Origin of the sequence: Parachlamydia sp., from assembly GCF_050255895.1 — a bacterium.
GTDB lineage: Bacteria > Chlamydiota > Chlamydiia > Chlamydiales > Parachlamydiaceae > Parachlamydia > Parachlamydia acanthamoebae.
In genome coordinates this window covers 1-21815 of the sequence record NZ_JBFWIR010000043.1, presented here as the reverse complement: position 1 = coordinate 21815, position 21815 = coordinate 1, and the positions used below count along the sequence as shown (strand labels likewise).

Genomic DNA, 21815 nt, shown 5'->3' with positions numbered 1-21815 from the left:
ATCATGAAAGATCGGAATATGCATATAATGACTCAAAGAAGTAAAATGCTAAATGAAGAAAAGCATTAGCTTTCATCATTGTCGAGAGGATTTTGCAGAAAAAAAATACATAAATTTTCTTTTTTTTCATTTAGGTATTGCACAAAAAATCGATTTCAGTATAAGATCTCATCTTTAAATTAAGCGTGTACGACATTACTGGGGTGTCGCCAAGCGGTAAGGCAGCGGTTTTTGGTACCGCCATGCGAGGGTTCGAATCCTTCCACCCCAATTACGACTTAAATACTGGAATAGTTAAATGCCCAGTCCGTCATCACACTTGCTTTTGTTTTCCGGGTCATCGCATCCGACATTAGCTCAACAAGTGGCCGACTATCTGGGAGTTAAGCTAGGTCAAGTTCAGTTAGAGCGTTTTCCAGATGGAGAAATTTCCGTTCAAATTTTGGAAAATGTGCGTGGACGAGACACGTTTGTTATTCAACCGATTGCTCTCGACCCAAACAACTACTTGATGGAGCTTCTTATAATGATTGATGCTCTTAAACGAGCGTCAGCCCATAGCATAGCAGCCGTCATCCCTTATTATGGGTATTGCCGGCAAGATCGCAAAGATAAACCCCGTGTTCCGATTACAGCTAAGTTGGTGGCCAATCTCTTAGTAGATGCCGGAGCAACAAGAATCTTAACGATGGACTTGCATGCAGGGCAACTTCAAGGTTTTTTTGATATTCCTGTTGACAATTTGCAAGCGCGTCTCCGTCTAGGAGAAGCCTTCAATGATCTGATGCCAAGCAATTTTGCTGTTGTAGCCCCTGATGTGGGAAGTGTTAAACTCGCAAGAGATTATGCACATCAACTCGGAGTGGATTTAGCAATAGCAAGTAAACACCGGACGAGTGTATCAGATGTGCAAATTGCAACTCTATTTGGGGATGTCGAAGGAAAAGATGTACTTCTCGCTGATGATATGTGTTCCACCGCTGGAACGCTAGTGTCAGCTGCGAAAGCGTGCCAAGAGAAGGGAGCCCGTCGGATTTTTGCTGCAGTTACGCACGGTTTATTTGTTGGAAATGCCGTTGCAAGAATTGAAAAAAGTCCCATTGAAACGGTGCTCGTAAGTAATACAATTCCTTACACAGATCGACTTAGTCAATCGACTAAAATCAAAATCGTATCTGTCGCAAGTCTCTTAGGTCAGGCAATCAGCTGTATTTTATCACGGCAGTCCATCTCTTCCCTATACGAAATTAACGAAGCGTAGCATTGAGCGATAGCTAAACTTAGCGCTTTGCTTGCAGCAGGCTCAGAAATTTACATGTGAACCCTGTCTGCTTTTCACTTAACTTAGGTTTTTGGAGGATCCATGAAACTCAAAGCTTTTAAACGAAATGTTGAAAAAAGATGTAACGTCAATAAGCTACGTCGCGAAGGAAAAATTCCTGCGGTTATTTATAAAAAAGGAAGTTCTGGTGAAGAACTTTCAGTAGACAGTATCATGTTTACAGCAGCTCTCCGTAAAGTTGAGCCAGGCCATCTTTCAACAACAATTTTTATTCTTGAAGATGAAAATGGTGCTGAAAGACGAGTCATTGTTAAAGAAATCCAATACAACGTCACAAATTATGATGTGATTCACTTGGATTTTGAAGAATTAATTGATGGAACACCTGTCAATGTGAAAGTGCCAATCGAAATCGTAGGCGTTGCTGATTGCCCAGGAATTAAATTAGGTGGCGTTCCACGTCAGGTTATCCGTTCATTGAAAGTACGCTGCTTGCCAAAAGATATTCCAGCTTCATTCCCGATTGACATTTCAACTTTGTCCCTCGGCGAATCAAGACGTCTTTCTGATTTGGAAATCGCAAATACACTCCGTCCTTTGATGAATTTGAGTGAAGTTGCTGTTGCCATCGTTAAACGTTAAGGATTGAATTTTGGAAGAAGTATCCAAACAACACCTCTTTGTAGGACTGGGAAATCCTGGCAAGAAATATGAGATGACTCGACATAACATTGGGTTTCTCGTCCTTCAAGCCTATGCTCAGCAGTTTGGATTTACACTTGCACCAGATAGTAAATTTAAGGGAACGGTAGCAAAAAAGAAATTTCACTCAGGAGAAGTTCATCTTTTGCTGCCTGCCACCTTTATGAATGAAAGCGGGCAAGCTGTTAAACGTTATGTCGATTTTTACAAGATTCCCATTTCATCTATGACGGTTGTTGTGGATGATGCCGATCTTTCCTTTGGAGCTATACGCTTAAGATCGCAGGGGAGTGCAGGTGGGCATAACGGACTTAAAAGCATTATTAGCCACTTAGGAACTACCCAATTTGCACGTTTGCGAATGGGAATTGGCCGTCCAGATCGAGAAAGTTCACTGGATGACCTAGCAGATTATGTATTAGATAACTTTTCACAAAATGAGATGCCTCATTTAGCGTCCTTCTTACAACAAGGGGCTAACATTTTAGAGAGATTACTGACGCAAGACCTGGCAGCAGCCATGAATGTCGTCAATAAGAGTTCTTAGGCATTTCACTAACTTTATGAGGCCATCACACATGGCCGGGAGAATAAGCAATGAGTGAAAAACAAAAGCATTTATACGAGGGGATGTATGTCATCAGCGCGACACTAAGCGATGAGGCACGCAAGAAAGCCCTTGAAAAGATTCAAAATGGAATCACTGAACATGGGGGAGAAATCCTTAAAGTTCACGACCAAGGAAGACGTCGATTGGCCTACCAAATCGATGGACACCGCGAAGGGTACTATTATTTACTTTATTTTAGTGTCGATCCTGCCGCTATTTCCGAACTTTGGCATGATTATCATTTAAACGAAGATCTGATCCGTTTCATTACTCTACGCACAGATAAAGTAATGGAAAAAATTGAGTTTAAATCTTTGGTTGAAGCACAGTAAGGAGTATTTAAGTATGTCAACAAGAAACACAAAGCGTGCACATCCAAGAGATCAGCGTGCGCGTAAGCGTAAAACATGTCCTTTTACTGCTGCTGGGATCACAGAAATTGATTACAAAGATGTGAGTACCCTCAGCAAGTTCATTACCGAGCGAGGTAAAATTTTGCCACGTCGTATTACTGGTGTCTCAGCCTATCACCAAAAACGTTTAGCAGAAGCCATTAAGCGAGCACGTCATATCGCTTTGTTGCCGTTTGTGGCTGAAGTATAAGATTAACAGATTAGGAGATAAGTCTCATGGCACACAAATTGCTATTAATTGAAGATGTAGAAAATCTTGGACGAAGCGGAGATCTCGTATCAGTTAAGCCTGGATACGCACGTAATTTCCTTTTGCCTCAAGGCGTTGCAGTTCCTGCAGATAAGCGTTCTCTTAGAATGCGAGCACGTTTACAAGAAGAACGTGAGAAAAAAGCTGCTGTGGACAGATCTGAATCAGAAAAAATTGCAGCTCAATTGGCTGAAGTCACTTTGACATCTATTGTGAAAGTTGACCATGATGGACATATGTATGGTTCCGTGTCAATTGCAGATATTGCTCATTTACTTTCTACTCAGCAAGTTGAATTAGAGAAGCGTTCTATTGGTCTAAAGCATCCTATTAAAGAAATTGGAGTTTACACAATTCCAGTGAAATTAAAAGAAGGTGTGACAGGATCGTTTACGTTGAAAGTGATTTCAGAAGAAGCTAGCCGTCAGGCAGCAGAGGCTGAAAGCGCAGAAAAAAGCGAATAATTACGCGATTATTTTTACCACAAAGAGCACAGCAATGTGATCTTTGTGGTTTATTCATTTTCTCTCCTTGGAGTTTCTGGCATGCTCACCCTCTATTCTCCAGCTAAAATCAATCTTTTCTTACAGATTCTTTCGCGTCAAGATGATGGATATCACCGTTTGGCAACCCTCATGCAAACCATTAAGTTAGCCGACACCTTGCATGTTGCGCTTGCGGATCAAGATGAGCTAACGTGTACCGACCCTTCCATCCCTACAGATGGATCAAATTTAGTTTTAAAAGCAGCCAAGCTGTTTCGTGAAATAAGTGGTTTGTCCGTTGGAATTCGAGTGCATTTGGAAAAAAAAATCCCTCATCAAGCTGGTTTGGGAGGAGGGAGTAGCAATGCCGCTACCACGCTATGGGCTCTCAACCAACTCACTGGCCAAACATTATCGACATTCCAACTGATGCAAGCAAGTGGAAAAATAGGTTCGGATATCCCTTTCTTTTTTTCTAAAGGAACAGCCTTTTGTACAGGGCGCGGAGAGATTGTGCAAGCACTCCCTCCTTTTCAAAATGAATCCGTTACAATTGTTAAACCTACAGAGGGATTGGAGACAGCTAGGATCTACGGTCAATTGGATTTGAATGATACTTGCAAAGAGAATTCCGAACGATTGCTCCATTCGTTTATGTATCCCAATCAGATTCCTCTTTTGGTGAATGATCTCGAGAAACCCGCCTTCGGCTGTTTGCCTCAGCTGGAAGATTTAAAGCGGCAATTGCAGCGATCAGGATTTAAATCTGTTCTGATGTCTGGGAGTGGTTCTGCATTTTTTTGTTTGGGTCAATCTGAAAAAGAACTTCCGACAGACCTCTTTAGTTGCCAGACAAGCTTTGTTAATCGCTCTGCAGAAAATTGGTATACGCTTTAATTCTGTCCCCAAGTTGGTTGATAAACTGTATTGTTTCCTGAGGAGTGAGAATCCCTGCTTGAATGGAGGGGCCTGCAATTTGCAGAAGCTCGATTTGAAAACTTTCTAATGAAAGGGGTTCTCGTGTATCCACATATCCTTCCTCGATAAGTACTTCTTTTAGCCTAGACAATGTTTGCAGACGAAAACCTTTTAATCGCTCATCTTGTTTTGCTGCTAAGATTTCAAGCAGTTTAGAACTGTTGTAATGAGTTTGATCTGCGATGGCTAAGATGGGCTCAAGGTATTTATCACTCACTCCACAACGCGTTAGAATTTCGGCATCAATAGCTTTTCCTCTTCCCACATTCCAGCATGCGAAAAATTGCTCTAGGATGAGTCCCTTTGAGGCAATTTTTTTCCAAGTCTTTTCATTTCCAAAAGAACGTTGGATTTTACCTAACTCCATCTGTTGCTTCAATTGGCCGTACGTTTGGATGTGCAAATGTTGCAAATAATAAAGCTCTTCGGCTTCCTCTAAAAGATGATAAACATGCACATGTCCCTTCCCTAGATGCGGAATGATTTGGGGGATTGTAAAAAAGGCCGCATAATCTACAAGAGTTTCTTCTGGCAATGGCTGTCGAGTTTGCATAGGGATCATGCTGGGGACTATTTTTTCTAATGGTTGCATCGATGAAAGATCAATCCGATTGAAAGTTAAACCTTTGTGATCTTTTACAATCTGTTCCCAAGCGTGCATATCGGCTTCACGGCAGGTAAAATAAAAAATCTGTCTGCCTGTAGCTGCGATTTCACAGAGAGATCTTGCTATTTCATAAAAACGTTCCGTGTCTGACCCACTGAGGGTTTCATCTAAGAAAAAGGGTAAGGGTTTTTTCTCTTTTTCAATGAAGAGATTAAACGCTAATCTAACAGCCAAGATGAGCTGAGATTGTGTTCCTCGAGAAAGTTCATGGAGTTTTTTGATTTCGCAAGACTTTGTGTCGTAAGCTAAAAATTCAAATCCATTTGTCGTTTGCTCAGGAATAATTAAGGAAAAATGTGCTTTTGTAAAGCGCGAAAACCACTCATTGGCGATCGAAAAGACTTCGGGTTGGCTCTCTCTTTGATAGTCCTTTTCAATTTTATCTAGAAGGGTCTGACCAGCAATCGCTAGCCCAAATTCTTCAAATACACGTTCAAACTTTGCTTGTTTTTCCAGCACTTGTGTATGTGCATCTTCGAGTTGATAAGCATTTTCAGCGAACTGAAGAGCTTGTTTGATTGCGGTTTTTTTCTCCATCCATCGTTCTATGCCTTTTGCCATGAGCAAAGAGGTATTTTTTAAATTTTGGAGCTCAACATGTGAAAGATTTAAAAGATTTGGATGTTGTGCTAACCGTTGCTTTAAGACTTCTGCTTCAATTTGTTTGTGTTGGTAGGTTTGACGCAATTGATGGTAAGCAGAAAATAGATGTAAGCATTCTAACAAAATCTCTTCGGAGGTACATTCACAGCGTTTGTACAAGGCGTCTATGTTTTCTTGCAAAACATTCAGATCTTGCTTAAGATGATCAAATTGCTCTTGTAAATGGGAGAGATGACTTTGACAAGTACGAATTTGTTCGAATTGATGACAAACATCTAAAAATAGCTGCCAAGCGCGCGCATGATGGGTTAATTCTTGTTCGGTAAAAACATGAAAAAATGCGCATAGCTTTTTGAGAATGGTTTTTTCTTCATCGACATGCAATGCAAGTTTTTGCTCATGATTTTCAATACTCGTTTGTAAAAGAATCACATTCTTAATCGAGTCATAAAGAATCGGATATGAAATACGTTCTTGCTCCATGGGATAAAGTTCCAATGCTGCACACAGATGGTCCCATTGCTTTTCTAAGCTTTCAGCATGAAAGGATAATTCCTGACGAAGACCAGTATCTTCCTGATGACGAAGAGCTTGTCCCCAATGGCTTTCGATTGCATTTAGTGTGTGTGCAACATCTTCATCGCTCCATGCATGTGGAAGAGGAAGCTGCAGGGCTTTGTATTGATTTTGAACTTTTTCTTTGGCTTGCTTAACAATATCGTAAGGATGATTCCATAACCATAGAAAAAGAGTCATTAATCCACATGAAGACCCCATGAGAGCCCATTCCCAAGGAAAGTTAGACAAAGACGGTATGATCAGAAAAAACAAACTTAAAAGTAAGGTAAATAAGCAGGCTACCCAATGTTGATTTGGACTGTAGGTACGTGTGGCCTTCCACAAATTTAAAAGGGCTGTGCCTTCGCGTAGTGTTTCAGGAGGATAGATGACCGTAGAGGAATTTTCAAGGATATGTATACGGGTTTGTATAATCTCTCGTTTTTGTTTAAGCACCTCATAATCTTGCGTCCATTGTTGAGCCCGTGAGAGTTCTTCCAAAGTAAAAGTATCCGTATGGGATAAATGAATAAAAGCTCGATACTTACTTAAAGATTGGTTTGCCTGGGTCAAAGCTTGTTTAACATGATTTTTGTCATCTTGGACTTCTTTTAGCTGATCGAGTAAGGCTTGAATGTTCTCTAAAGTTTGTGGAGAAGGTAAAGAAAGATGTGAAAAAGGAAGCCCTTTAAGCACTTCTTGTTCTTTGGTCATCTCTTTTTCAATTTTGTTAAGACGTAGGCCATATTCTTGCTTTTGCATGCGAAGCTGTTGATAGATCTCCTGATCATTTTCTCGAAATTTTTCAAGTTGAGCGGGATAACCACGTATTTGCATAGATAAAGCCTGCATCCCTTCATCAAGTTCTTTCCAGCGCAATGCATCTTCTAAGAGGGGAAGTAAGCTCTGAGAATGACTCGCTGCCTCAATCTCTTTCTCAATTGTAAAAAGGGACTCTTCGTCTTGTTTAAGAGATCGTTGTTGCTCTTTTGCTAAACGCAGATTCTTTAGAGCTAGATCAAGATCTTGTTTATCTGATTTGCCTTTGAAGCGTCCAATCGTGAAAAAAGGATGATTACGAACATGGCTAAGGTCATAGCCTCCACGAGCCTGTTTTGCGATCTCTGCAGCAAAGTCTTGATCAGAAGCCGAAGACAGAAGATCTTCAATCGTTAATGTATAGCAAGAAGCATAGGAAGGTGGAGGTAATTGTTTTTGTAGCTCAGGATTGGCGGGTGTACATTTCCAATGTTTTCCTTCTAAGGAAAGCTCTATTTTTTCTCCTTCTGTAATCCAAATGCTATGCAAGGAGGTTGGCTCTAAGTGAGAAAGAGAGGGCCATAACAGAGCTCGAATGGCTTTACAGGTCGTTGTTTTACCAACACCATTAGCTCCAATCACGACATGCAAATTAGACTTTGCTAAATCTTCTTGCTTGTAGCGTAGGCCTTGATGAAGAAAACCCGGCATGCGTCGAATATCGAGATATTTTAGCTTCATTCTTTTTCCTTTTGACTGAGCAGAAGATCGAGGGCTTGATAGCCAGATTGCAATAACCATGCTTTTATTTGCTCATCGGAAACTTCGAACTGGGAAAAGTATGCATACTTTTCTTGCGCAGAAGAAAGGCGTGCTCGTGTCATTTGCAAAATTGACTGAACATCTGGCAAGCTATTTTCTAGTGCAAGCAACTGCTTGGCCAGTAGACCCGCTGGATCAGAAAGTTCACTTAACTGTTTTAAATCATAAGAGGGCTGTGTGTAATTTTGCGTATGTTCAATGAAATACTCCACCGAGTTGATGGAAAAAAGGACGCGGTTTTGCATTTTTTCGATCAGGGTGGGGATTTGCCTATAAGCGGAATGACTGCCTATCAAAGTCAAACGACATCCTACAGCTTGCAAAAACGGAGAGTGGTTTTCAAAGGATGCATGCAATGCAGAAAATTCACGTATGAGTCTTTCTTCAAAGTTATCTATGTCCGTTTGAGAAATGGATAATTGGATATTTTCCCAACGAATTTTGGCAAAAGAAATGAAATTTTTTTTGATTTCATGATTTGGCAAAATTTCTAAAAGATGAGCTCCATGGTCACCATTTTCACTCGCATCTAAACCTTGAGGAGAACCACAATAAAAAACTAAGGGATTTTGATAAAGAGTAGTCGGTTTATGAATATGTCCTAAAGCCCAAGCTAATGGAGGCAATCCATCAAAATCCTGCACTTTTACAGGAGCGTATCGACTTAAAGCTGTTCCTGGGCAGTCACAATGTAAGAGGCCGATGACAGGGTCTGTCGAACTTATCGAGGGCAAGTCATTGTGATAGCGTTGTAGGGGATTATAAGACACATGATTTTCAGGAAAAGACCATCCATCAAATCGAATATTGCGGCAATTTAAAGTGAGAAGAAGCGATTCCCATTTTCCGTCTTTGCCTAATAAATGAAAGAAAGGGGACGATATGGTTTGGGCTAGTTTTCGAAAAACAGAGGCATCATGGTTTCCTGTCACGGCGATAAGGGGAATTTTGGCATCAATTAGTGCTCTGATACCCTTTTCAAAAACGTGAAAAGTCTCAAAAAAGAGGTCATCTTGATCTACAGCATCCCCACAAAGCAATACCGCGTCAATTTTATTTTCAGGAGACACAGCATAGTGTACAATCGCTTCCCAAGCCGCTCGAGATGTAAATTGTGTCGCCGTCAAACCTTCCGGAAGAGGAGGAGAGCTGCGACCTAGATGCAAATCTGCTAAGCAAAGCAAGCGCACGGAGTTAGGCATGAGTGGTACACTCACATGTTTCTTCTTCTGCGGATTTTTCGGCGGGTTTGCTGACTAAACCCAGTGTTTTAAGCATGATTTGATCGCGATCAAAATCGGGGTTAGGTGTGGTTAAAAGCTTATCGCCAGTAAAAATTGAGTTTGCACCAGCCATGAAACACAAAGCTTGCTCAGCATCTGACAAAGAAAGTCGACCAGCAGATAAGCGAACCATGGATTGTGGCATAATCAGCCGGGCTGTCGCGACCATGCGTAACATTTCCCAAACGGGGATTGGGGCTTGATTTTGAAGCGGGGTTCCTTTCACTGAGACTAACATGTTAATCGGTACAGAATCTGGATGTGTAGGTAAAGTCGCTAAGGTGTGGAGCATGCTAATCCGATCTTCGGATTTTTCACCTAATCCAATAATGCCCCCACAACAAACTGAAAGATCGGCTTTTCTGACATTTTCTAATGTGTTCAGGCGATCTTGATAAGTGCGGGATGTGATAATGCTCGGATAAAATTCTTCACCTGAATCGACATTGTGATTGTAAGAGTGAAGTCCAGCTTCCTTTAATTTTTTAGCTTGTTCTTCCGTTAGCATGCCAAGACAGCAGCAAACTTCTAAGCCTAGTTGTGAGACCTCTCTCACCATAACCAAAACACGTTCAAAGTCGGGACTATTTCGCACTTGTCTCCAAGCTGCTCCCATACAAAAACGGGTGCTGCCGGCATTTTTTGCATTTTTTGCTGCATCTAAGACTTCTTCCAGCTGCATGAGGGCTTCTGCTTTAACATCTGTATTATAACGGGCAGATTGAGGACAATAAGAACAGTTTTCAGGGCAACCGCCCGTTTTGATGGATAAAAGTGTACACAATTGAATTTCTCTTGAAGCATGAAATTTTCTGTGGACAGAAGCTGCTTCAAAAATAAGGTCTAGTAGAGGGGAATGATAAATCGATGAAATTTCTTCACGAGACCAGTTATGACGAATTGGATATGGCATAGATTGCTCCTTGATAAGGATAAAATCGTACTGAATCGCAGAGATTCACTCAACCAATTTCCGAAGGCTTCATGATTGCCATGGAATAGCCTTTATTTTATTTTTATGACATATAATTCGGATGCCAAAGTTGAAGCAAGATGCGCCGTATCCCAAAAGGCCATTGATGATTTGTCCCTTATTAGAGTCGTACGAATCAGTCATGAAATGCAAAATGAATGTGCATTAAAATACAGTTGATCAAACTAAGAGTATTTAAATAAATCAATAAAAAAGGAATTTTAATATGAACATGGTTGGTAATAAAAATGCCCTAATTCATTATGGAATCCCGATGAAGATAATCATAAAAAAGAATTTCCAAAAAGATGTAAAAGTGGAAAAAATCACTAATGTTTTCCAAAACAAAAAGAATGAAATTGCTGCGAAAAAAGAAGTCACTTCTAAAGAAGAAACAAATTACCGGAGAGCAGGCCGATGATGAATATGATTTTCTAAACTAAGGTTTTGCAAAGGTATTGACAATTTCGCAATGCCTATATTACCTAGAGCTGTTTTTACCCTATTTTGATAGTGTATTTCCCACCCAATGAAGAATGATTATCGATATTCATGTCTTCCCCCAATTAGAGGTATTAACTGTTTTTTTATTATAGCATGTCAATAAATTGAGCTTTTGGAGCAGGTCTAACCTAAAAATTTGAAGCGGGGTTTATTTTCAACAAAAAATTAAATTGTATTTATTCGATTTGTCCAATATTAAGGTTTTATCAAAACATTGATCCGGCTTATTTTTTAATGGCTAGAAAATGAAAGGTCCAAATGATGTCATTCTTAAACCTGGATTAGCAAATGCTTAACTGCCAAGAAAGTAATCGAACAGATTTTAGAGAAAGAGCGGAAGATATTCTGTCTTTTGCAATTGCTCTGGTTATAGTTCCACCGTTATATATGACAGAATTTTAGGAAGCACCTGCATTTTGATTGCTAGTAGAGTAAATAAACTTTTGATGCCTGCTCATCTCAGTCTTACCAATTCTCGTTCTAATAGCGCACTTAAATGTAGACAATTTAAACAAAATAACCTGCTGAAATTGCCTTTTGAACTTATGGATCATATTTTTTCATCTACTTCCTTTCAGAGATAGATGTGCCATTGTCAATAGCTGCAAAATGTTTAATATATCCTTTAAAAATGGGTTGCTCCACCATTTAGAGGATGACCCTAATAACATGGTGTTCAACTATGTTAGAAAGGCATTTCATACATCCTCTTTAATTTATAAAAGAATGTTGCAAAACAAAAGAAGGATATTATGGAACAAACGTTTATCTGTGTTACCTAAAATATTAGCGACTTTTGTAAAGCATCTGGTTATGAGTAAATCGTGTTCTGTTTTGTCGATTGTCAAAAGCATATTGCCAGATGTCACACAAGATGATGTAAATGCATATAATGCAAGATTACCTATTCGTGGTGAACGTTGTATTACAATCACTGAACCGATCACAATAGAAGGAATGGAGGAGGGGAGATCTGTTGGTTTTGCATTCATGAAATTCTTAGCTGTAATCATTCAATTGGGCATAGCATTTAAAGACTGTTATTCAGCTATCTGCTTTCTTAAACAAGGAGGGTTGAATGTAAAAGAGGCAGAAGCTTTAGAAACATTACAATATCCCGAAAATCTTTCTGAAGATCCGGTATTAGAAAAATTTGTCATTCACCAAACTGGCCGAGTTCCTTTAATTCCGTGTAGGCCATTTACGGGGTTTCGATTAGACTATTTTGAGGAAGCAAAAGAGGATTGGGGAAACTTCGGAAGCAAAGCAACGAATATGGAGTTTGATATTTCAGCCTTCATGGCTATTCAAAAACGAATACTTGAATTAGTTCAGGAAGGTAAGTTTAATCGAAAAGAAATTTTTAGCGTCTTGGAAATATTGGATATGCTTCCAGAATAGAAATAACTTTGTGAAATGATTTGTTTCTACTCGATATTTTCCTTACAATTTGAGCTCCAGAATGTCTGGATTAGTTTTTCTTCTCAATCAAAATCTTCGTCTTTCTGTTGACATAATAAATTTATTATTAGTCATAACTAGTTATGCTCCTATGCCTAAGGGAGCAGCTAGGAGGTCTGGGAGCACTACATTTTTGAAAATCTTATGTGCACATGCACATAGGTGTGTTATGCGCTTGCATTATTTGCTTTTATTATAGAAAAATGAATGCGTATTTTTCTTAGCTTATATTGTGGACCTGCTCCAAAGGTGCAAGGTCAAATCTATTGTCTGTGCTAAAGAAAGTAAAGAAAGAACGAAAATTTTGGATAGCTCAATGGGCAGCTTAAAGCTTTCCATGCGTTTTATTGATGATCGAGCGAATTTAAAGACACAAGACAATGTAGATTTTTATCGTTCACTTCATCTTGATGATGTGGATAGAAAAAGCAAATCATCTGGGATCATTTCAAAAGTCTTTGCGAATGGGGAATTAATTAGTAAAATCATCCGATCCTTCTTAAAGATAAAAATCTAGAAACAGAAAATCTCTCATTCTAGCTTCTAAAATTACGTCATCAGCACACGAAGAGTTTGATTTTGGAAGCTTTTTTAAAGACCTTGCTAGATCATGTTGTTATTATGCTTCCACAAATAAAATTTTTTTAAAACTCAGATAAAGACGATTCTTAATGGTTTTAGGTTTATCAACATTGCACTTGATCGAGCAGTGGCTCTTTATTGTATCTAGATCTCTTTTTTAAAAAAATTAAGCTCGTAGTTCTCTACCCAATTTGAAATGGAGCTAACGCACTGAAATCCTAGCTTTTGATAAAATTTTTTTGCCTGAAAATCGTAGGTAAACAGTTGCACGTGCGTACAATTTTTTGCTTTGGCATAAGCTTCCAGCTCTTTTAATAAACGTGTGCCAATACCTTGACATCGATATTTTTCATCCACCCACATGTAATCAATGCATGCGCTGGATCCTAAAATATCTCCAGAAAGGCCCCCTATGACTTCCGCATTTGCATCACGGGCATAAACCATAAAAAATTGTGATTTTTTTTCTTTAAAGAAAGGAAGCATGTGGTTTTGCAATCCTTGCAAAATTTTTTGAGACACGTAGGGATTATCATGTTCTTCTTTGACAATCTGATATGTGCAGGTTTTTACATCTTGTGCGGAGATGACAACACTCATGCTCAGTAATATGAGAAACCATAAGTAAAATTTTTTCATATATTCCTTTATTTTTTTTCAAACTAATTTTATCATCTCCCACGTTTGGTATTTTTGAAATATTTTTTTAGAGAAAACGAATAAAAGAGAGAGGATCATGAAAAATTTTATTAAGATAATATATGGGATTGTTTTTTTTCTTACAGGAGTCTGCAATGGTATGGAAAACATCGAAGAGATCATGCCTTTCGCAAAGATTGTTGCGACGACTTCTCAGCAAAGGTCAGCGGGTGCAGCCAAACATATGATGATTATGGACGGTTTTCCTATCAATGAGGATCTCTCCGTATCTTTTGCTCGGGGATTGCAGTTGGACCCACATGTTTATCAATTCCTAGAAAAAATCCAAATTGATGAAAAGGGAATGATTTCGATTGGTGGAGAAGGAAAATTAGAGGGGTACGGTCTTAATCTAGACGGAATAGCTCGAGGAGAACGGGTAAAATGTCGTGTGTGTCATCCTAATGGGTCTATTCTTACTGAAGCTTCTTATATTCCGAAACCGATTCGCAAAAAGAGTAAGGAAAAGACTTTCTCAATTGAGGCGGAACTTTTAGGTGTATTTCCAACGACGTATTTTTTTAAGTTTAAAGGTTTAGAAGAAGGGGAAATTTTAAAAATTCGTTCGACTTGTGTGCAGGAAGTGCTAGAGACAGATGTCATTTATCATGAAGCGCAACCTATCAGGATTGCACCTGATTTAGAAAATAAAAGAGGGGGAATCAGTTTAGTTCAAATTATTCGTGCAAATGGAGATAAGTTGGGATTGCGTTTAAAATGGGGAAATATGCTTCTAGATGAGGCACAAGACTAATTGTTTCATTAGCTGGAAAGTCTCCTTTGAAGCTTTCCAGCATTTTCTCCATTTACCCTTGATTTACGAGGGCACCTATTTTGCGTTTTCGATATTCTCTAGTAAAATACCAACCTAGATTTGCCAGCGATATAAAGACAAAAAGGCATTTGAAAAGCGTGTAAGTTCCGTCTGAGATTTCAGCATTCTTTAAAGCGACTTCCGTTGGCAACGAGAGAGATAAAAAAAGTTGATCTTCAATTTTCTTTAAAATGGATCGATGGTTTTTCAACGATTCAAAAGGGACGTGGTCCTTCTTCGTCGACATCTCAAAATGCACGTGCAGCTGATGCTTGTTGGGTGCCACTTCGGTAAAGAAGGCTATTTCATCACTTTCATACTTATTTTGAGAGGATTCTTGAGTCCATTCTTGCTCAGGATTAATGAAATAGAAATCTTCTACGGTATAACAGGGATAATCCAAATAAAGAGGAGATTTGCGCATCAGAGAAAAATTCAGTTCGCAGGAGTCCGAAATATAAACCGGGGAAAATTTGAAAGATTTTATTGTTTCTTCATCGTCGAGATTCCAAAGATTAGAGATTTCAAATGCCATTTCGAGGGATACTTGATTATTTTCTCTATCATCTTGAATTTTTAAAGGTTCCATGACCTCTAGCTGACCGTATTTTTTCGCATATAAATCGCAAAGGAATTTTTCAAATTCTTTAGGCTTATTTTGGGTGCAGAGATTACGCATATAATTGGCTTCAAAATCTTTGAAATCCTTTTTTATTTTGCAAATGACGGTATCTTTAGAATTGGCGAGTTCAAAAGTGGTTGATGTGACAATAAGAGGCGCAGGGGAAAGTTTTGGAAAATCTGTAAGATCAGTGGTTTTCTCGTTAAGGATGAGCCCTTTTTGAAATAAATTGCACTGTAGTTTTTCGAGATTTCCCCCTTCAAAAAGATGTGTAGAATCCACGTAATATTTTTTTTCATTTAAGCACACTTGAAGAATCACGTGGTCAAACATGAGAGGGCTCGGATGCCAATCAGAGAGATGGTCTCGGATTCCGGAATTGACTAAGACAGGATAAGATTCTACATTCATTAGTTCTAAGAAGGTTTTAAGTAGTAATGTTTTATCCTTGCAATCTCCAAAACGACGTTTAAAAACGATATTTGGCTGAGTGGGCATATGTGTATGAATTCCTCTTTCAAACCCTAAATAGCGCACTTCATCTTGAACAAATCGAATGGCTTTCAAGATTTTTTCTTCTGAAGAGATCGGTTGGTTGTTCCAGTTATCCACTAGTTCTTTGATCTCTTGGGAAGGGGCCTCTAGAACCTCAAAAATTTTGGTTCCCCATTGCGCCACTTCTGCCCAATTTTTTGACTCGCTAATTTGTATAACAGGTTCTGCCAAAAACCAATGTGGGCATAAAGGATCGAATTGGGTTGGTACAATATTTTTCAATTCCCATGTCCATTCTTGGTGCTCAGGAAAAGTTAGAAGAGTCGGTGTTAAAGATGTATTTTGCGTTTTGAAAAATAAAGAGCGTTGACTGCCATCAATCATCCGAAAATAGCTGTATAAAATAGGTTCTTCATGCTCTAGCCATATGGTTCCATCGGCAATGCCTTTGAAAATAGGATTTTTTCCTTTTTTCGAGTAGGCATATTCAATGATGTCGCCTGGCTGTACATCTTCAAGAAAAATGACCCATTTTTTTCGGCCGTTATAAAGCTGAAAATCTAATTCTTGTTCCTGCTGGATAACTTCCATGTGACAAGAAGAAATGCGATCTGAAGTCACTTGGTTTCGATGCACATGAATTTTATGTAGGACAAGTGACTCAAAAGAAGGATCAAATTCTATTTCAATTTGAGAATGTTGCTGCACGCCATTTTGATTTAAAAGACGTTTTGCAAAGTGTGTAAAGCGAGTTTCCTCATCAAGATGTATTTGCTGGTCTTTCAGTACAAGCTCAAAATTTTGTCCCTTTTCAAGGATATCCCCATTTTCAAGAGGGATTTCTTTGACCCAGTTTGGCTGTATGTCAATTGAACAATTGGGGGCAAATTCTACACCAAAAGAGAAGGTCGAAATTGAAAGAATAAAAAAAATAATTGCAGCGAGTCGTTTTTTTAACATGTGATTTCCTCAAAAAAAATTATTTTGATTATCTCTTATCCATAATTTTTTTTGAAAGAAGAATTTTCAATAAAAGGGGCCTTAAACCCACTCTGAAATCTAAAAAAAATATTTATTTTTCTAGGTCTTTATTAATAAAAACTTTACGCTATTATTTAATCTATTAATTACTTATGCTTGATGAATTAATAATAATTGGAGGTCTAATGTTTAGATTATTAATTTCTGTTGTTTCATTGTTTTGTATTTTTCAACCATTACAGGCATCCATTAGTTGCGATCCGCAATTACGCCCAGTTCTTACAACAATCCGCCAACTTCCAGAAGCGTGTGAATTAATCAACACAGCTTTAAAAGATGGTCCGATTAGAATCGAAGTTAATAAGTCTTTAGAAGCTGATTTCGGAGCTTTTTGGGGACTAGATAATCGCACAATCTTTGTTAACTGTGGAAATCGCAAAGATGCAGGTGAGATTATTGGATCTGTTATTTTTGAATTGCACAATGCAGTTGCAACACGCGAATTAAAGCGTTTAGATAATTTGGCAGCATCAGGAAAAATTAATAAATCTTCTTATGTAAGAGAAGTGGAATATGTGGAATATTGCAATTCTTTAAAAGCTTCTGAAATCGTGACGAAAGGAATTAAACAAGGGTTTTATCCTCGAGAAGCTTATTTGCCTGTTTATTCTTCATTTGAAGAACACTTTGATGTTCAAAAGAAATATGGGCATTCTGCCTGGATAGCTAAAAATTTCGATGAAATTATGTGGGAATCTGGTCAATATAGACCAAGACACTAAATTCATCAGCTCGCGTTTAACGAGTTTAGATATGTCAATAAAAAAGGCTCACTTTCGTGAGCCTTTTTTATTTATTGTTGGTTTACTTGCTTCGAGATCTCACGCAATTCTGGATCTTTTTCATAAGAGAAGAAGTCATTGCTTTTAATTTTGGCGATGTAGGCTCTGAAATATATTCATATGCACATTTAAGGTAATTTATGGTGCTTTCGGGGAGTTTAGAATTTTTAGGTAAATAATCAATAAAAGTTTTTAAGTGTTTGCAAACTATTTCAATGTAGAAATCATCTTTTTCTAAATCCTTAAAAATTTCTAATAGAAATTCCCCTTTATCTATATTAGTTCTATTCTTATCAGAATCTAAAAATTTAAACCAAAGCGCATCAAAAATTTTGTTTGGATCAGGAAACATTGATTTTTGTCTGCAAACAGCTAAAAATGCGCTTTTCCAAACAATGTTAGCATCCTGTGCATTCAGAGGATTTTTTGCATTTTCATTTTTTTGAAAATTGATTTTTGCAAGAAAAATTTCAGAACACAAATTTAAAGTGGGTGAATTCTCAAGATTGTTGAAGCATAATTTAGTGACATGAACGAAAGCTTTTAAGAGAGGATCTAAATTGATATTTTGTTGTGATTCTTTTTGGGTAGATACTTTTTTTAAGATTTTTTCTTTTGAAGATATAATCGAAGCAAGTAACGTTTCTGTATAAGTCTCATTTACATAGAGCCCAAGGCGTTCATTTAAGCTTGCAGCAGTTGAAAAGGACATTTCACTAATTTTATTTAGTAGTTTAATTTCTAAATTATCTACTTGCCGAGATTCGAATTTATTTAAGAATACTAAGCATTCTCTAAATAAGGAAGGCGTATAATATTTAATGCAATAGTTAACAAATTCTAAGGCCGGTGCTTCTAAAAATTGTGTGTAAGTCATTCTTTTACAAATAGCATTAAGCAAATATTCTCTACCTTCTGGAGTGCCAATTTTATCTACTAATTTGAGGTCTTGTGAGATGTCCTGTGCTTGTTCTATTAATCTTTGTGTATATGCTTTTTTATTTTTGCTAATTATTTCTAAAGCATAGTCTTTATTTATTTCGAATTTTTCAAATTCTTGGATTAAATCAATATATTCTGCGTTGCTATAATTTTCTTTTGATTTTTTGATGAATTGCAGATCTTCATCAATTTGCTTGAGTAGATTACTTAAAACCGCTCTTGTTGCTTCATCTGTAATTTCACATTCTTGTACAAATTGACGTAAGATTTCGCAACGAATTTTAAGATTTTGAGAAGTTTTCGGTGTTGAATCCGAGAGTTGGACAAACAAATTAAGTAGGATTTCGGCTGAGTCATTTTGAATTCTTGCGACATATTGAAGAAGTTGAAGCGCTTGTTCGGGATTTTTCTCTTTCCATGAGTGAATTAAATAGAGACCAATTTCTTGAACGGAGCGATTTAAAATGATGTTTGTTCCTTGAAAATATGTTAACCATTCTTGTTCTGTTTTATTACAAGACAAGACGAGTTGATGTGTATCCAAAGAAGAATTTTTGGTTTTTTTGATTATTTCTTGTGTCTCTATGAAAATAGCCAGAGAAGGTGATTGTGAAGGAGAGGAAGAAGAAATTAAAGGGGTTGCTTCATTCCCGCCTTTTAAAATATTAGAATTTATAATTTGCATAAATTTCCTTTTGTTTTTTTGTTTCAAACAGAAATTTTATCATTTCTTTTATTAAAAACATAATTAATTGTTTTGTGGAATTATATGCAAATGAGAGGGGATAGATAATAAAAATTAAAAACAGGAGTTGTTACATTTATTAAAAATGAAAATAAATGATTTTTATGTTTCGACCGGGTATCCGATCACTTTTAGCCATTCGGGTGTAGGAGGGATGAGTTTACGTTCTTTGAGATCAAAAAGGCCAATTGTAAATTCGGCTGTGCAACAAATTTCACTTTCTCGAACCATTTTTTGTAAAAGTTTGCCTATTTTCTTTTCATAGGAAACGACTGATGTTTCAATGTTAATTTTCTCTCTTAGACGAAGTTCTTTTAGAAAACGCATGGTGACTTCAAGGATAACCGGACCCTGGCCTGTTTCTTTAATTTTTTCCACGCCATAGCCATTTTGATTGCTTAAATCCCAACGAGCTTCTTCAAAAAGCGTCAAATAGGTGGCGTTATTCACATGACCATAAAGGTCAAGGTAAACTTCTTTAATCGTAATGGGGTATGTGTAAACTTGTTTTTTCATAAAATGTTTCCGATTGACAAGTAGTTTATCGCTGCATCACAATGTTTCCTCCTTATAATTCATTTAGGAAGATAAAATGAAACAAATTATTATAGTATTTGCAACTTGCCTGTTTTTTAGTTTTACAAATGTGTCTGCGGACGAATCGGATACCTGCGCATGCTCAGTTCCTCTTTCTGTTTCGTTGTTTTCGCCCATTCAAACATCTCCGAAAGAAGCTTGTGTAAAGGGTGTGAGATTAAATCTAATTTTTGGAGAAAATGCGGGGGTAACGGGATTAGATCTCGGACTGTTGAATTTTTGCCATGGAGATGTCAAAGGGCTTGAAATTGGTGCAATGAACTTTGTTCAAAAGGATTTTGCTGGAGCACAATTAGGTTTTGTCAATTTAGTCAAAGGCGATTTCTACGGTTTCCAGCGTGCGTTGTTCAATCAAGTAAAAGGAGATTTTTACGGTATTCAAGAAGGTCTTATCAATGTCGTTGGACAAAACCTACGAGGGATTGAACTTGGATGGATTAATGTCGCCCGTGAAATTCATGGCGTTCAATTTGGTTTTTTCAATTTTTCTCGCAATGTTGAAGGCTTACAATTGGGAATCGTCAATTATACAAACTCTCTTAAAGGGGTTCAGATTGGGATTTTGAATATTCAAACAAACCGACGCTATGTCAAAGTTCTCCCCATCTTAAATGTGAATTTTTAATTGATGAAATCATTTTCAAAAAAAACTATTTTTGGATAAATATACAGGGGGCGTGCAATGATAGCCCCCTTTTTTCTAAGGACCTCATCATGGACTATGTTGGAATCGATCATGTTGTATTGACAGTCAAGTCGATTGAAGCAAGTCTTCATTTTTATTGTGCCATTCTAGGTATGCAAGAAGTCACGTTTGGAAACAATCGAAAAGCAATTTTATGTGGAGCGCAAAAGTTCAATCTTCACGAGATGGGTAAGGAATTTGAACCAAAAGCTGCCCATCCTCTTCCCGGTTCATTGGATATTTGTCTGATAGTCAAAACTCCCTTAGTCGATATCATTGAGCACTTACAAAAGCATCATATTAAAATCATTGAAGGGCCTGTTGAGCGTACTGGGGCTAGAGGTAAAATCTTGTCCGTTTATATCCGTGATCCCGATTTGAATTTAGTCGAAATGTCTAATTACCTGAATTGAAATGCTTTTCAGAAAATTTTTCTATTTTCTAATATTCCTACGAATGTGTTAAAAGCTGTGTTGATTAATTTGCGACGGGAATTTTGGACATCATGCAGCGTTTTATCCATGTTTTTATTTTTATTTTTTTCCATTTGATTCAGGGCTCCTTGCCTGCTCAACAATACTCTTTTACAGACGAAGCTATTGATGTGGTCATTCCCTGTACTGCGAAAGATTTAGAAATTCTGAATTTTTGCATTGCGGGTCTCAAAGCAAACTGTGCTCAAATTCGACGTATCATTGTTGTTTCTTCGCATCCTTTAACCGATCAGGCTGAGTGGTTTGATGAAGCAAACTTTCCCTTCAATAAAGCTGAGATTGCATTTCATCTTTTAAAAGGAGATACCAATGCTTCTCAGTATTATCTACAAGATCCTGCGAGGTTGGGTTGGTATTATCAACAGATGTTGAAATACTACGCAGCGTTTGTGATTCCCGATATTTCCTCAAACATATTAATTTTGGATTCAGACACCATTTTTTTAAATCCAGTTGAGTTTTTGAGAGCCGATTTTGGAGGATTGTATAATCCTGGAACGGAATATCACAAAACTTATTTTGAGCATGCCGATCGTTTTCTTCCTGGGCTAAGACGTTTATATCCTGAACATTCAGGAATTTCCCATCACATGCTTTTTCAAGCACCTGTCTTGCAGGAATTATTCACAGCCGTTGAAAACTATCACAAAATGCCTTTATGGCAGGCTTTTTGTCGATGCGTGAGTGCGGATTATACACTTGCGTCTGGAGCATCCGAATTTGAGATCTATTTTAATTTTGTTTTCTCTAGAACGAATCAAGTCAAGTTGCGGCATTTGAAATGGAAAAATGTTTCGAATTTGAAGCATTTATCTCAGTATAAAGCACAAGGTTATCACTACGTATCTTGTCATGCATGGTCAAGAATTTAGTAAGAGTTTATTTTCATCCAATTGCTAAAATAAATTAATTTAGCTATTATTTCCTGAAAAATCACGATGGTTTGTTTATGAAATGGGGGAAATGT

The 21815-nt window shown here is 37.7% G+C and carries 22 protein-coding genes and 1 tRNA gene; 16 read left to right on the top strand and 7 right to left on the bottom strand.

Going from position 1 to position 21815, the window contains the following annotated elements; genetic code table 11:
• The first annotated feature begins 199 nt into the window (after positions 1-199).
• The 8 genes from AB7E63_RS08595 (at position 200) to ispE (ending at position 4639) form a co-directional block, all read left to right on the top strand.
• Positions 200-271: transfer RNA gene (locus AB7E63_RS08595), tRNA-Gln, on the top strand.
• Positions 272-298: 27 nt separating this feature from the next.
• Positions 299-1261 carry a ribose-phosphate diphosphokinase gene (locus tag AB7E63_RS08590; RefSeq protein WP_013925058.1) on the top strand — a complete coding sequence of 321 codons (963 nt, stop codon included), beginning with the start codon at positions 299-301 and terminating at the stop codon, positions 1259-1261.
• Between the two features lie 102 nt (positions 1262-1363).
• Positions 1364-1924 carry a 50S ribosomal protein L25/general stress protein Ctc gene (locus AB7E63_RS08585; RefSeq protein WP_006341953.1) on the top strand — a complete coding sequence of 187 codons (561 nt, stop codon included), beginning with the start codon at positions 1364-1366 and terminating at the stop codon, positions 1922-1924.
• Between the two features lie 10 nt (positions 1925-1934).
• Positions 1935-2531 carry an aminoacyl-tRNA hydrolase gene (pth, locus tag AB7E63_RS08580; protein WP_006341952.1) on the top strand — a complete coding sequence of 199 codons (597 nt, stop codon included), beginning with the start codon at positions 1935-1937 and terminating at the stop codon, positions 2529-2531.
• 50 nt (positions 2532-2581) lie between these two features.
• Positions 2582-2926 (top strand): 30S ribosomal protein S6, encoded by a 345-nt coding sequence (gene rpsF / locus AB7E63_RS08575; protein WP_006341951.1) that lies wholly within the window; start codon positions 2582-2584, stop codon positions 2924-2926.
• 13 nt (positions 2927-2939) lie between these two features.
• Positions 2940-3197, top strand: a complete 258-nt coding sequence (rpsR, locus tag AB7E63_RS08570; protein ID WP_006341950.1) for a 30S ribosomal protein S18 — start codon at positions 2940-2942, stop codon at positions 3195-3197.
• 26 nt (positions 3198-3223) lie between these two features.
• The gene (gene rplI, locus AB7E63_RS08565) at positions 3224-3721 is read left to right on the top strand and encodes a 50S ribosomal protein L9 (protein WP_006341949.1); all 498 of its coding nucleotides are present in this window, start codon (positions 3224-3226) and stop codon (positions 3719-3721) included.
• An 81-nt stretch (positions 3722-3802) separates the two neighbouring features.
• On the top strand, positions 3803-4639 hold the full coding sequence (gene ispE / locus AB7E63_RS08560; protein ID WP_241209010.1) for a 4-(cytidine 5'-diphospho)-2-C-methyl-D-erythritol kinase: 837 nt from the start codon (positions 3803-3805) through the stop codon (positions 4637-4639).
• Here the strand turns inward: ispE and AB7E63_RS08555 are convergent.
• From AB7E63_RS08555 to bioB, 3 genes are read right to left on the bottom strand one after another with little or no spacing between them, the layout of a single operon-like run.
• Positions 4605-8048, bottom strand: coding sequence for an AAA family ATPase (locus AB7E63_RS08555; RefSeq protein WP_013925056.1), 3444 nt, complete (start codon positions 8046-8048; stop codon positions 4605-4607). The two genes, ispE and AB7E63_RS08555, sit on opposite strands and share 35 nt — an antisense overlap.
• Positions 8045-9346: a metallophosphoesterase family protein gene (locus tag AB7E63_RS08550; protein WP_226987338.1), complete on the bottom strand. Its 1302-nt coding sequence runs from the start codon at positions 9344-9346 to the stop codon at positions 8045-8047. The genes AB7E63_RS08555 and AB7E63_RS08550 overlap by 4 nt, the downstream gene beginning before the upstream one ends.
• Positions 9324-10325 (bottom strand): biotin synthase BioB, encoded by a 1002-nt coding sequence (bioB, locus tag AB7E63_RS08545; protein ID WP_428419215.1) that lies wholly within the window; start codon positions 10323-10325, stop codon positions 9324-9326. Before bioB ends, AB7E63_RS08550 begins: the two co-directional genes overlap by 23 nt.
• 292 nt (positions 10326-10617) lie before the next feature.
• Between bioB and AB7E63_RS08540 the strand changes: the two genes are divergently transcribed.
• The 3 genes from AB7E63_RS08540 (at position 10618) to AB7E63_RS08530 (ending at position 12867) form a co-directional block, all read left to right on the top strand.
• Entirely contained in the window at positions 10618-10806 is a 189-nt protein-coding gene (locus tag AB7E63_RS08540; protein ID WP_148265736.1) for a hypothetical protein, read from the top strand.
• A 692-nt stretch (positions 10807-11498) separates the two neighbouring features.
• Positions 11499-12290 carry a hypothetical protein gene (locus tag AB7E63_RS08535; protein WP_428419213.1) on the top strand — a complete coding sequence of 264 codons (792 nt, stop codon included), beginning with the start codon at positions 11499-11501 and terminating at the stop codon, positions 12288-12290.
• Between the two features lie 376 nt (positions 12291-12666).
• Complete coding sequence (locus AB7E63_RS08530; RefSeq protein WP_006341940.1) at positions 12667-12867, top strand: hypothetical protein; 201 nt, start codon at positions 12667-12669, stop codon at positions 12865-12867.
• A 209-nt stretch (positions 12868-13076) separates the two neighbouring features.
• Here AB7E63_RS08530 and AB7E63_RS08525 read toward each other — a convergent pair whose 3' ends face one another.
• A complete protein-coding gene (locus AB7E63_RS08525; RefSeq protein WP_428419211.1) occupies positions 13077-13571 on the bottom strand; it encodes a GNAT family N-acetyltransferase in 495 nt (164 codons plus the stop codon).
• A gap of 160 nt (positions 13572-13731) precedes the next feature.
• On the opposite strand from AB7E63_RS08525, the gene AB7E63_RS08520 reads away from it, so the two are divergent.
• Positions 13732-14385, top strand: coding sequence for a hypothetical protein (locus tag AB7E63_RS08520; protein WP_428419209.1), 654 nt, complete (start codon positions 13732-13734; stop codon positions 14383-14385).
• Positions 14386-14437: 52 nt separating this feature from the next.
• On the opposite strand, the gene AB7E63_RS08515 is transcribed toward AB7E63_RS08520, so the two are convergent.
• A complete protein-coding gene (locus AB7E63_RS08515) occupies positions 14438-16522 on the bottom strand; it encodes a DUF3857 domain-containing protein (protein ID WP_428419207.1) in 2085 nt (694 codons plus the stop codon).
• Positions 16523-16728: 206 nt separating this feature from the next.
• Here AB7E63_RS08515 and AB7E63_RS08510 point away from each other — a divergent pair, with 206 nt between their 5' ends.
• The gene (locus tag AB7E63_RS08510; RefSeq protein ID WP_006341936.1) at positions 16729-17325 is read left to right on the top strand and encodes a hypothetical protein; all 597 of its coding nucleotides are present in this window, start codon (positions 16729-16731) and stop codon (positions 17323-17325) included.
• 82 nt (positions 17326-17407) lie between these two features.
• Here AB7E63_RS08510 and AB7E63_RS08505 read toward each other — a convergent pair whose 3' ends face one another.
• Positions 17408-19012 carry a hypothetical protein gene (locus AB7E63_RS08505; protein WP_006341935.1) on the bottom strand — a complete coding sequence of 535 codons (1605 nt, stop codon included), beginning with the start codon at positions 19010-19012 and terminating at the stop codon, positions 17408-17410.
• 162 nt (positions 19013-19174) lie between these two features.
• Entirely contained in the window at positions 19175-19588 is a 414-nt protein-coding gene (locus AB7E63_RS08500; RefSeq protein ID WP_428419204.1) for an acyl-CoA thioesterase, read from the bottom strand.
• Between the two features lie 76 nt (positions 19589-19664).
• Here AB7E63_RS08500 and AB7E63_RS08495 point away from each other — a divergent pair, with 76 nt between their 5' ends.
• The 3 genes from AB7E63_RS08495 to AB7E63_RS08485 all read left to right on the top strand — a co-directional run bounded on the left by AB7E63_RS08495 (position 19665) and on the right by AB7E63_RS08485 (position 21720).
• Positions 19665-20294: an LA_2272 family surface repeat-containing protein gene (locus tag AB7E63_RS08495; RefSeq protein WP_013925044.1), complete on the top strand. Its 630-nt coding sequence runs from the start codon at positions 19665-19667 to the stop codon at positions 20292-20294.
• An 89-nt stretch (positions 20295-20383) separates the two neighbouring features.
• Positions 20384-20767 (top strand): VOC family protein, encoded by a 384-nt coding sequence (locus AB7E63_RS08490; protein ID WP_059358646.1) that lies wholly within the window; start codon positions 20384-20386, stop codon positions 20765-20767.
• A 92-nt stretch (positions 20768-20859) separates the two neighbouring features.
• Complete coding sequence (locus AB7E63_RS08485; RefSeq protein ID WP_428419202.1) at positions 20860-21720, top strand: DUF6492 family protein; 861 nt, start codon at positions 20860-20862, stop codon at positions 21718-21720.
• Positions 21721-21815: the final 95 nt, after the last annotated feature.

Excerpts from the sequence above, each read along its gene's own strand:
- AB7E63_RS08530 (WP_006341940.1), top strand. The coding sequence starts at position 12,667 with ATGGGCAGCTTAAAGCTTTCCATGCGTTTTATTGATGATCGAGCGAAT.
- AB7E63_RS08510 (WP_006341936.1), top strand. The coding sequence starts at position 16,729 with ATGTTTAGATTATTAATTTCTGTTGTTTCATTGTTTTGTATTTTTCAA.
- AB7E63_RS08515 (WP_428419207.1), bottom strand. The coding sequence starts at position 16,522 with ATGTTAAAAAAACGACTCGCTGCAATTATTTTTTTTATTCTTTCAATT.
- AB7E63_RS08485 (WP_428419202.1), top strand. The coding sequence starts at position 20,860 with ATGCAGCGTTTTATCCATGTTTTTATTTTTATTTTTTTCCATTTGATT.
- AB7E63_RS08500 (WP_428419204.1), bottom strand. The coding sequence starts at position 19,588 with ATGAAAAAACAAGTTTACACATACCCCATTACGATTAAAGAAGTTTAC.
- AB7E63_RS08540 (WP_148265736.1), top strand. The coding sequence starts at position 10,618 with ATGGTTGGTAATAAAAATGCCCTAATTCATTATGGAATCCCGATGAAG.
- rpsF (WP_006341951.1), top strand. The coding sequence starts at position 2,582 with ATGAGTGAAAAACAAAAGCATTTATACGAGGGGATGTATGTCATCAGC.
- rpsR (WP_006341950.1), top strand. The coding sequence starts at position 2,940 with ATGTCAACAAGAAACACAAAGCGTGCACATCCAAGAGATCAGCGTGCG.
- AB7E63_RS08490 (WP_059358646.1), top strand. The coding sequence starts at position 20,384 with ATGGACTATGTTGGAATCGATCATGTTGTATTGACAGTCAAGTCGATT.
- AB7E63_RS08505 (WP_006341935.1), bottom strand. The coding sequence starts at position 19,012 with ATGCAAATTATAAATTCTAATATTTTAAAAGGCGGGAATGAAGCAACC.
- rplI (WP_006341949.1), top strand. The coding sequence starts at position 3,224 with ATGGCACACAAATTGCTATTAATTGAAGATGTAGAAAATCTTGGACGA.
- AB7E63_RS08495 (WP_013925044.1), top strand. The coding sequence starts at position 19,665 with ATGAAACAAATTATTATAGTATTTGCAACTTGCCTGTTTTTTAGTTTT.
- ispE (WP_241209010.1), top strand. The coding sequence starts at position 3,803 with ATGCTCACCCTCTATTCTCCAGCTAAAATCAATCTTTTCTTACAGATT.
- bioB (WP_428419215.1), bottom strand. The coding sequence starts at position 10,325 with ATGCCATATCCAATTCGTCATAACTGGTCTCGTGAAGAAATTTCATCG.
- AB7E63_RS08555 (WP_013925056.1), bottom strand. The coding sequence starts at position 8,048 with ATGAAGCTAAAATATCTCGATATTCGACGCATGCCGGGTTTTCTTCAT.
- AB7E63_RS08585 (WP_006341953.1), top strand. The coding sequence starts at position 1,364 with ATGAAACTCAAAGCTTTTAAACGAAATGTTGAAAAAAGATGTAACGTC.
- AB7E63_RS08525 (WP_428419211.1), bottom strand. The coding sequence starts at position 13,571 with ATGAAAAAATTTTACTTATGGTTTCTCATATTACTGAGCATGAGTGTT.
- AB7E63_RS08590 (WP_013925058.1), top strand. The coding sequence starts at position 299 with ATGCCCAGTCCGTCATCACACTTGCTTTTGTTTTCCGGGTCATCGCAT.
- AB7E63_RS08535 (WP_428419213.1), top strand. The coding sequence starts at position 11,499 with ATGTTTAATATATCCTTTAAAAATGGGTTGCTCCACCATTTAGAGGAT.
- AB7E63_RS08520 (WP_428419209.1), top strand. The coding sequence starts at position 13,732 with ATGGAAAACATCGAAGAGATCATGCCTTTCGCAAAGATTGTTGCGACG.